Here is a 9,914-nt window from a genome sequence, read left to right on the forward strand (position 1 = left end):
TCATTTGGTTTTGACGGAATGGAAGTAGCTTCTTTCTATACCTGTGACGAAACTTGGAATCAAGAAGATGAGATTTCTATGTTTGATACAGGTGACGTTCCCGGCGAACAAAAAATCATGAGTGACTATCAATTATCTGACATATTAGACGAGGAAAATACTAAGATTATTTATGTTTACGACTTTATCAATATGTGGACTTTCTTAGTAGAATTGGCTGCTATTGAAGAACAAGTTGTTGGTAATACATATCCTGAAACTATATTTTCTCACGGAGAAATGCCAGACGAAGCCCTCGAGAAAAACTTTGAAGCCGATGACATGCATAACGACATCTATGGCGAATTTGAAGACGATTTAGACGAAGACGACCTAGACATGTTCGAAGGAGACGATAGTTTTGAAGACTACGGCTTTGAGGAGAATTGGAATTAAAACAAAACGACAATAAGAATCAAGAGCCAAGAGTAAAGACTTTAATTCTGTCTTTTTTCTTGGCTTTTTCATCTAAACTTAAAAATAAATGATCAACCTGTACAACACGCACATTGAAACGTTATCCATACACCGTGTGGGAAACATGAGTCGTAACGAGCCTCTTTTTTTATCGGAAGAACCATTTAAATTAAACGATGAGATTGTGCCTTTGATGAAGGAGTTTTTCTTCAAACCTTTTAAGGAGAAAGAAGAAAACTATTTTCAGTTTGCTCACGAAGTAGATTTGGACTACAATGACATGTTTAAATATGCAACTGAAATTTTCAGCAATCCAAATAGTTTGCATGATGTTTCCAAAAAGATAACCAATCACCTTTTTGAGCAGTCCAACCATCCACATATCAAAAATGGTGAGGTATATGTAACTTATTTAACCAATTTAAGTATTGATAATAATGTAGTCGATGCTATCGGTATTTTCAAAAGCGAAATCCAATCCGACTTTTTACAGTTTGAAGAAAAAGGAACGCAATTGGAAATGATATTACAGCATGGAGTAAGCTTAAACAAACTGGATAAAGGTTGTTTGATTTTTAATTACAAAAAAGAAGAAGGATACAAAATTCTATCGGTAGACAGCAATCGTTATGATGCCAGATATTGGTTGGAGCATTTCCTATCCGTAGATGCATTTGAAGATGAAAATTTCATCACCAAAAAATACTTGAAATTCTGTCAAAATTTTGCCAAAGACGTTGTTTTCCCTGCCGAAGACAAAAAAGAAGAGGTAATGTTTATGAACCGTTCAGTAAATTATTTTGCAAAAAACGATCAATTTGAAGAAACTAATTTCTTGAATGAAGTATTAGATAACCCAGATTTAATTCCTGAATTTAAAAATTACAAAGTTGACAAAGGAGAAAAATACAGCATTGAAGATGTAACCTCTTTCCCGATTGCGAATGCAGCTGTGAGTGATGCCAGAAAATCAATTAAGAACGTAATCAACCTAGATACCCATATCCAGATCAAAATGGATTTTATCAATCCTGAAAGTGCCGAAAAATTTGTGGAAAAAGGATGGGACGAAGAAAAACAGATGTATTACTATTTGGTTTATTTCAATAAAGAAGAGAAGTCTTAATAAGTACTGATAAAGAATTATTTCAATCAAATCACAATCCCCAACTGCTTAGGTAGTTGGGGATTTTTTTAACAACAAACTCTATAGGTTTTATATAAATAACATTATTGTAAGATTTACACTTCTTTAAGATAAAAAACATGCATTTCATCGGATTTATTTGAATAATAAATGCTTTTATTATACGTTTGTCAAAATTTATAACACACACGCTATGAGCTTCTTAGATTTCATGTCAAAATTTGTAGATAAAAAGACAGCCTGTTCAATTTTTGGTCACAAAATAGTGACTGTTAGAAACGTAACTAGTCATTTCAAAGAATACAAATGTACCGTTTGTCAGGTTGAATTAACCAATGATTTACAAGACAGAAAAACATTTCTAACTCCTGAGTTAAAAAATATAAATGAAACTTTATTGAATCATTACACAAGAAAGCGCCTTTCATCAATGTAATTTTTTCTAAATATTTTCACTAAAACCCTGGTCTGAATAAATTGGAGCTATTGAAATTTCGGGTAACAAATTCGAAAGCGGCACTCAATACATTCCCCATTGATTTTGCATTTTTAAAATTCATGTCGTTCGTGTAACGATACAATTCCAGTTTCAGGTGACTCAAATTTTCATCTGTGGAAATATTATCATTACCCATAATTTTCATCAGAATCTTAATTCTGTTTTCGGCTGAATTAATTCTTTTGGCCAATGCAGATCGCTCTTCGTTTTTATATTGTTCTATGGATCGATCCTGAAGTTTATTCTTTATATTTTGGATCATAGGATAATTTTCCTTGAAAAACTGAGGTCGATACACTTTAAAATTTCCTTCATAACATTGTTGGTCAAAATCAATTGGTCTAATTTTATAGACAACTTGATCAAAATCATGGATAGGAATAACAACGTAATTATAAGATCTCATATCTCCCAATAAACGAATCATACAACGTTCGTTGAACTTCACAAATTCTTTGGCTATTTGCGCTTTTTCGGTTTCCGTACATTTATTCAATAAATTTTGCATAAAAACATCTCCTGGAATTCCAGTAATATGTTCTTCTATCAGAGTATCTTTAAATACCAAAAAATTAATTTTGTATGGAGATAGAAGATGCTCTAATTCCAAACCATAAACTCTGGATGCATCCGCTTTTTTAATATAAAAATAAGTATAGTTGTCATTCAAAATATTTCTAACTTTTATTCTAAATGGCTTTGAGTTTCCAAAAGTACAATAGTCAATTGCATCCACATTCAAGTATTGCAAAATATCTGTGTTCCCATCAGAATACAATAATGAATATACTTTTTTAAGATTCAAATCGATCTCTTTTCGTTCGAACTCATTATAATAAACCCTAATCCACAAGGTATCCTGATCATTTTTATCAAAAACACTTATTGCTCCCGAAAATCGCAAAAGATCATCATAAATGACAGGTTCTTTGGATACAAGATCAAATCGCTCGAGATAATTCATCAATGAACTATTTATAGGATAACATGGTTTTTTAAAAAACATTAAAGGCGCCTCACTCATTTCAGGTAGATTTGTTACAAATTTACATCAATACGGCTATTTATTCAAGGTGTTTGCCTTTTTAAATCAATAAAAACATTTGATTTTAAGCAACTAAACAGTTTCATGTTGTTCTATAAAATCTCGTCATATCGAAAATAATCGAACCCCTCGAGTAACAAAAACAAAGCAAACTCGTCCTATACAAAAAACACTTACTAATTTGGAAACAATTCTTTCAATACATAACCTCAACAAGCGTTATGGCAGTCTTCAAGCTTTAAAAAATGTTTCATTAGAAATAAAAAAAGGCAATGTTTATGGTATTCTAGGCCCTAATGGAAGTGGAAAATCGACTACTTTGGGTATCGTTCTCAACGTAGTTAACAAAACTTCTGGCGAATACAGTTGGTTTGACGGAAATCTTCAAACACACGAAGCGTTGAAAAAAGTGGGAGCAATTATTGAAAGACCCAATTTTTATCCTTACATGACCGCTCAAGAAAACCTTAAATTGGTTTGTAAAATAAAAAACATCGATTACTCCAAAATTCAGGAGAAATTAGAATTGGTAGGTCTCAATGATAGAAAAGACAGCAAATTCAGTACTTTTTCTTTAGGAATGAAACAGCGTTTAGCCATTGCTTCTGCCCTATTGAATGATCCTGAGATTTTGATATTGGACGAACCAACAAATGGATTAGATCCTCAGGGGATTCATCAAATAAGGGACATCATAAAACAAATTGCTTCAAAAGGCACTACCATTTTATTGGCCTCACATTTGTTAGACGAAGTCGAAAAAGTATGTTCCCATGTTATGGTTTTAAGAAAAGGTGAAATCCTTTATACGGGTCCTGTTGATGGTATTTCTGCCAATGAAGGATTCTTCGAATTGCAGGCGGATGATACTGATAATTTAATTCAAGTATTAAAAACTCATCCGGCAATTGAAAAAACTACTACATCAGAAGGAAAAGTTTTGGTTTACTTAAAAACAAAATTAGAATCAAAAGATTTGAATCACTTTCTATTTTCCAATAATATTTGTTTAAGCCATCTGGTAAAACGCAAAAACAGCTTGGAAGAGCAATTTTTAGAATTAACCAAGAATCAATAGCGAAATGCAATTCCAACGTTAAATCTAAAACCTGAATTCTAAAATCTAAAATTAAAAACATGAAACGATTACTCTCTATAGAATTACAAAAAATATGGTTGAACAAAGCCAGTCGTGTGCTGACTCTAACCTATTTTATATTGCTTTCCTTTATTTCTTTGATTGCCTCGATTAAATTTAATATTGGTAACATTCATTTTCAGATTGCCGAAATGGGTATTTTTAATTTTCCCTATATCTGGCATTTCAACACTTATATTGCGGCAATTTTAAAACTCTTTTTGGCTATCGTAATTGTTTCAATGATGGCAAATGAATACAGTTATGGCACTTTAAAACAGAATCTAATTGATGGATTGAGCAAGAAAGAATTTATACTCTCAAAATTCGTAACCATAGTATTATTTTCATTATGCTCAACTGTTTTTGTTTTTGTAATGACTTTAATTCTAGGCTACAGTTTTTCATCTTATACCGAAATTGGCATTGTCTTTTCTGATCTGGAATATGTTTTAGCTTTTTTTATAAAATTGGTTGGATTTTTCTCTTTCTGTTTATTCTTGGGAATATTGGTAAAAAGATCTGCTTTTGCGTTGGGATTTTTATTGGTTTGGAATATTGTCGAAGCCATAGCAAAAGGGATTTTGAACTTTCGTTTATTTCCTGAAGGAAAAATGGCAAGTTATATCACTCAATTTTTCCCTTTGGAAGCAATGTCCAATTTGATATTAGAACCTTTTTCTAGATTATCACTTATTAAATCAATTGGCGACCAAATGGGCGTTGAAAACCTCAAAGATTACAGTGTTCCTTTTTCGGCAATTGTAATCGTTTTATGTTGGACGATTATCTTTCTATTCCTATCCTATAGAATATTAAAAAACAGAGATTTGTAGTATATTTGTTTCTATGAACAGTATAAAAAATCTTTTATTTTTAATACTCTACATTTTCACTACTGCTGCAAGTGCTCAGTATATTAGTGTAGATGACACCAAAACTGCTCAAGAACTGGTTGAGACTGTTTTGGTAAAAAGTAAATGCGCCAATGTTTTAAGCTCCAATGCAAGGGGAGATACCTTTACAACGAGTCAAAACAGTTATGGTTATTTCAATGCCGGAACTAGTAATTTCCCCATTAAAGAAGGTGTTATATTATCTACCTCAACCAGTAAAGAAGCAATAGGCCCATACACAAACGGCGGAGGTACTGGGAATAGCTCATGGCTTGGTGATTCCGATCTTGATCAAACATTAGGAATCAACAGCATTAACGCCACAGTGCTCGAATTTGATTTTGTTCCTTTAACCACTTCCATAAGTTTCAATTATATTTTTGCATCCAATGAATACCAATTGTATTTTCCCTGCCAATTTTCAGATGCTTTTGCTTTTCTGATTAAGGAAAAAGGAAGTACAGATAACTATACGAATATTGCCGTATTACCTGGAACCACAACTCCAGTATCTTCCAAAAATGTCCATCCTACCATAAATGATGTAGTAGATGCATTAGGAACCTCCCATCCTGGTTGTCCAGCTGTAAATGAATCCTATTTTGGCGGTTATAATAACGCGTCAAGTCCAGTCAATTATAGTGGACAAATTGTAAAAATGAATGCCCATACTGATGTAATTATCGGTAAAACATATCATATCAAATTAGTAATTGCCGATGATAAATACCAATATTATGATTCCGCCATATTTCTAGAGGCGGGAAGTTTTTCGGCAGATATCGACTTAGGTCCAGATCGTACTTCCGCAACAAATAATCCTTTATGCTACGGAGAAAGCTTTACAATTGATACTAAACTCCCTGCAACTTATGTTTATGCATGGTATAAAGACGGTTCTACAACTCCAATTCCAGGTGAAACAAACCCAACTCTTACTGTTACTGCTGCTGGCACTTATAAAGTAAAAGTCCTTTTATCTCCCGCGACCTGTACTGCCGAAGATGAAATAAAAATAGAATATGCTCCTCAAATCGTTTTAAAGAATACAACCCTCTACCAATGCGATGATAATGGGGATGGTATTTCAGTATTTGATTTAACCAAAGTAGATAACATCATTAAAAACAACGATCCAAAACTGACAAAATTGGTCTATTATAAATCATTGTCTGATGCCCAAAATGAAACTAATCCAATACAGAATCCATCAACATATACTAATTCGGTTCCAAATGAAATCCTTACTGCCCGAGTGAGTAATGACTTTGGTTGTGTCAATTATGCCGAATTGAATTTATCAATATCAAACAACCCCATCTCAACACAAAATCCAATAGAAAGTTGTGATACTGATGCATTGCTGGACGGAATAACCCAATTTGATTTGAATGCCAAAGTCACACCACAAGTAATTAGTGGATTGGCTCCCGGATTGACCGTTGAATATTACCTGAATCAAACCGATGCCATTGCGCAAAAAAATCAATTACCCAATCTTTTTACCAATACTATTCCAAATCAACAAATAATTTATGCTCGAATTGTTAATGGTCCAGATTGTTATAAAATTACTCCTGAAACCCTTGTCGTAAACACTTTTGATCCACCCAATTTTCAGGACGAAACAACTGGACTATGTGATGGAGCCAATAAAGACTTAACTGTTGACAGTGGATTTTCCAGCTATTTATGGAGTAACGGCGACACGAGCAATACAACAAATGTGACATCTTCTGGTGAATACACCGTGACAGTAACAAATTCAGACGGGTGTCAAAAAACAAAAAAATATATTGTAAAACCTTCTGGTATTGGAACTATCACTAAAGTAACAGTTTCAGATTTTGCTGGATCCGAAAACTCCGTTTCAATTTCATATTCTGGCAATGGAAATTATGAATTTTCGTTAGACGGTAATTTTTATCAAGACAGTCCCGTTTTTAATGGTCTCAGTCCAGGAATTTATTGGGCAACTGTGAGAGACAAGAATGGTTGTGGAGTTTCCGTTCCTTATAAAGTCTATGTGCTAGATTATCCACGTTTCTTTACCCCAAATAATGACGGATTTAATGATACTTGGAAAATTCAAAATCTGGATGCCTTACCAAAATCAACCATAATTATTTTTGACCGCTATGGAAAATTATTAAAACAATTAAATGCGATAAACAATGGCTGGAACGGTACATATACTGGAAAAAACCTTCCTGCTGATGATTATTGGTTCACTGTAACTTTTGAAGACGGAAAAATAATAAAAGGTCATTTTTCTTTAAAAAGATAGCTTTTATCAATATTTTTAACAAATGAAAAATACCTTATTAGTCCTCATAACTTTTTTCAGCTTAAATTGCTTTTCTCAATTCAGTAAAACCCATTATATTCCCCCATTAATTTCTGCTATTGGACTTGTTGAAGACCAATATTTATACATCTCGACTCCGAGTCTTACCGATGTAAACTTTAAAATAATTTCTAATGGCGGAACCGTCATCTATGGAACCGTTAACAGTAATAATCCTTATCGCTATAGTATTGGGACTGGAGATAACACACAACTGTTCACTCCAATAACCTCCACTGGAATTGTAGCCAATAAGGGATACGTAATAGAAGCCGAAGATTTAATCTATGTAAGTGCCAGAGTCAATGCTGGAATCAACAATAACGGAGGTTATAATCACTCAGGAGGATTGGTTTCCAAAGGGAATAGTGCACTTGGAACCACTTTTAGATTAGGAGCAATGTTGAATCCCCTTTTTGATCCAACATTATTGAATTTTGCCTCTATACTTGCCACGGAAAACGGAACCAAAATCACCATTTCAAACCTTCAAAACGGAACTAAAATTTTAAATGGAGCTACTGTTAGCGGGCCAATTACTGTTACTTTGAATAAAAACGAAAGTTATGTACTTGCATTACAGAATTATAATGATGGCAGTACCATTTCAAATAGCTCAAAAATAATTGGCGCATTAGTAACCTCAGATAAACCAGTTGTAGTCAACTCAGGTTCGTTTGGAGGAAGCAACAGTACAGAAATGGGATTAAATCCAAATGGAGGTGGATTGATTCCTGTTGGAAGGGATGTCGGTTTTGACCAAATTGTTTCATTGGAAAAAACAGGAAAAGAGTATGTATTTGTAAAAGGAATTGGAAGCAATGAATTAGAACGTGTTTTACTTGTAGCCCATTCCGATAATACCCAAATTTTCCTCAATGGCAATGCTACACCGTTCAAAACACTTAATAAAGGAGAATACATTGCTCTTGACGGAAGCCAATTCGTCAATGGAAATTTATATCTTACCGCAACCGAAAATCTTTTTGCATATCAATGTATTGGAGGATCTAACTCTCCTGCCAATCAAAACTTATTTTTTGTTCCTCCTATAAATTGTTCTACACCCAATACTGTCGACAATATTCCGCAAATTCAATCTATAGGAAATACATCATTTAATGGAATCTTAAATATTGTAACCGAATCTGGGGCCACTGTTTTATTAAACAATAATCCCATTGCTTCTCCTCCGATTGCTATTACAGGGAATTCAAAATTCGTGCGTTATACCGTATCTGATTTATCTGGAAATATAGCTGTAAAATCAACCAAACAAGTATATGTTTCCTATTTTGGAACAAACGGTGCAGCAACTTATGGAGGTTATTATTCTGGTTTTGATTTGAAACCCGAAATTGTAACCGGAAAAATATCATTAGCCAATTCCTCTTGCATACCAAACGTATCTTTAAAAATCAACACATTATCCTCCTACGATTCTTTTCAATGGTATAAAAATGATATTACGATTCCATTGGCTACCAATAATAATTACACTCCAACCTTGCCCGGTTTTTATCAAGTAAAAGGCAGTATCTCGGGCTGCATCAGTGATGTTTTCTCGGATAAAATTCCAGTAAGCGAATGTCCTACAAACAATGACAATGATTTAGCCAATGACAATATCGATATTGATTACGATAACGACGGGATATTAAATTGTACTGAATCCTTTGGCAACCAAAACATAAATAGTTCCAATCCAAATTCGGGAGTTGTAACAACTGGAACTTATTCCAATTCTTTTTCTGGCTCTATTACCAATACTACACCCGCTGCTGCAATTCCTTTTACCGGAAACACAGATGGTAGTTTTGTTACCGAAGTCATGGCTGGAAAAGGATTTTCGGTAACTTATAATTTGAATTTTGCCAAACCCATAAATCTTAGTTTAGAGTATGTCTCAACTGCAAATACGGCCGATTTATTAAATACAAATTCAGAATACATCGTCAATTCAGACATTGATAAAACAATCACCGTTTTGAACCCAACCAATCAATTATTGATTGACACCAATTATGATGGAATTTATGAAAGTGGCGTTACACAGTTTTCATCATTCGAAATTCGTTTTAGATTAAATGGTAGTGTTCCTCTCTCAGCTGGAAGTGGAACCTTCAAATTTCAGTCTTATCAAACCAAATCTTTCCAAATTACCCATAAAAACCTACTGGATATAGCTGGAAACAAATCAACTTTCAAACTTATTGCGACTTGCATCCCTAAAGATACAGATGGTGATGGAATTCCAGATCAAGTGGATTTAGACTCAGACAACGACGGTATATCAGATATTATTGAAGTCCTAAAAGCTCTTAAACCATTATCCAATATTGACGCTAATCTAGATGGACTGGATGATATTTTTGAACCCATAACA

The 9,914-nt window shown here is 33.6% G+C and carries 7 protein-coding genes and 1 pseudogene; 7 read left to right on the plus strand and 1 reads right to left on the minus strand.

Going from position 1 to position 9,914, the window contains the following annotated elements; genetic code table 11:
* The 3 genes from VFS71_RS06535 to VFS71_RS06545 form a co-directional block, all read left to right on the plus strand.
* A partial coding sequence (locus VFS71_RS06535; RefSeq protein ID WP_326400109.1) for an IS1096 element passenger TnpR family protein occupies nucleotides 1–435 on the plus strand: 435 nt, incomplete at its 5' end.
* A gap of 88 nt (nucleotides 436–523) precedes the next feature.
* Nucleotides 524–1,582: a nucleoid-associated protein gene (locus tag VFS71_RS06540; protein WP_326400110.1), complete on the plus strand. Its 1,059-nt coding sequence runs from the start codon at nucleotides 524–526 to the stop codon at nucleotides 1,580–1,582.
* Between the two features lie 214 nt (nucleotides 1,583–1,796).
* Nucleotides 1,797–2,039 carry a hypothetical protein gene (locus VFS71_RS06545; RefSeq protein WP_326400111.1) on the plus strand — a complete coding sequence of 81 codons (243 nt, stop codon included), beginning with the start codon at nucleotides 1,797–1,799 and terminating at the stop codon, nucleotides 2,037–2,039.
* A gap of 19 nt (nucleotides 2,040–2,058) precedes the next feature.
* On the opposite strand, the gene VFS71_RS06550 is transcribed toward VFS71_RS06545, so the two are convergent.
* On the minus strand, nucleotides 2,059–3,126 hold the full coding sequence (locus tag VFS71_RS06550; RefSeq protein ID WP_326400112.1) for a hypothetical protein: 1,068 nt from the start codon (nucleotides 3,124–3,126) through the stop codon (nucleotides 2,059–2,061).
* A gap of 202 nt (nucleotides 3,127–3,328) precedes the next feature.
* Between VFS71_RS06550 and VFS71_RS06555 the strand changes: the two genes are divergently transcribed.
* The 4 genes and pseudogenes from VFS71_RS06555 to VFS71_RS06570 all read left to right on the plus strand — a co-directional run.
* Nucleotides 3,329–4,225, plus strand: a complete 897-nt coding sequence (locus tag VFS71_RS06555) for an ABC transporter ATP-binding protein (RefSeq protein WP_326400113.1) — start codon at nucleotides 3,329–3,331, stop codon at nucleotides 4,223–4,225.
* 59 nt (nucleotides 4,226–4,284) lie between these two features.
* Nucleotides 4,285–5,121, plus strand: a complete 837-nt coding sequence (locus VFS71_RS06560) for an ABC transporter permease (RefSeq protein ID WP_326400114.1) — start codon at nucleotides 4,285–4,287, stop codon at nucleotides 5,119–5,121.
* Nucleotides 5,122–5,134: 13 nt separating this feature from the next.
* Complete coding sequence (locus VFS71_RS06565) at nucleotides 5,135–7,468, plus strand: choice-of-anchor L domain-containing protein (RefSeq protein WP_326400115.1); 2,334 nt, start codon at nucleotides 5,135–5,137, stop codon at nucleotides 7,466–7,468.
* Nucleotides 7,469–7,490: 22 nt separating this feature from the next.
* Nucleotides 7,491–9,914, plus strand: a pseudogene (locus VFS71_RS06570) (gliding motility protein); the annotation flags it as partial.

This window comes from Flavobacterium sp. (assembly GCF_035760125.1).
Classification (GTDB): Bacteria; Bacteroidota; Bacteroidia; order Flavobacteriales; family Flavobacteriaceae; genus Flavobacterium.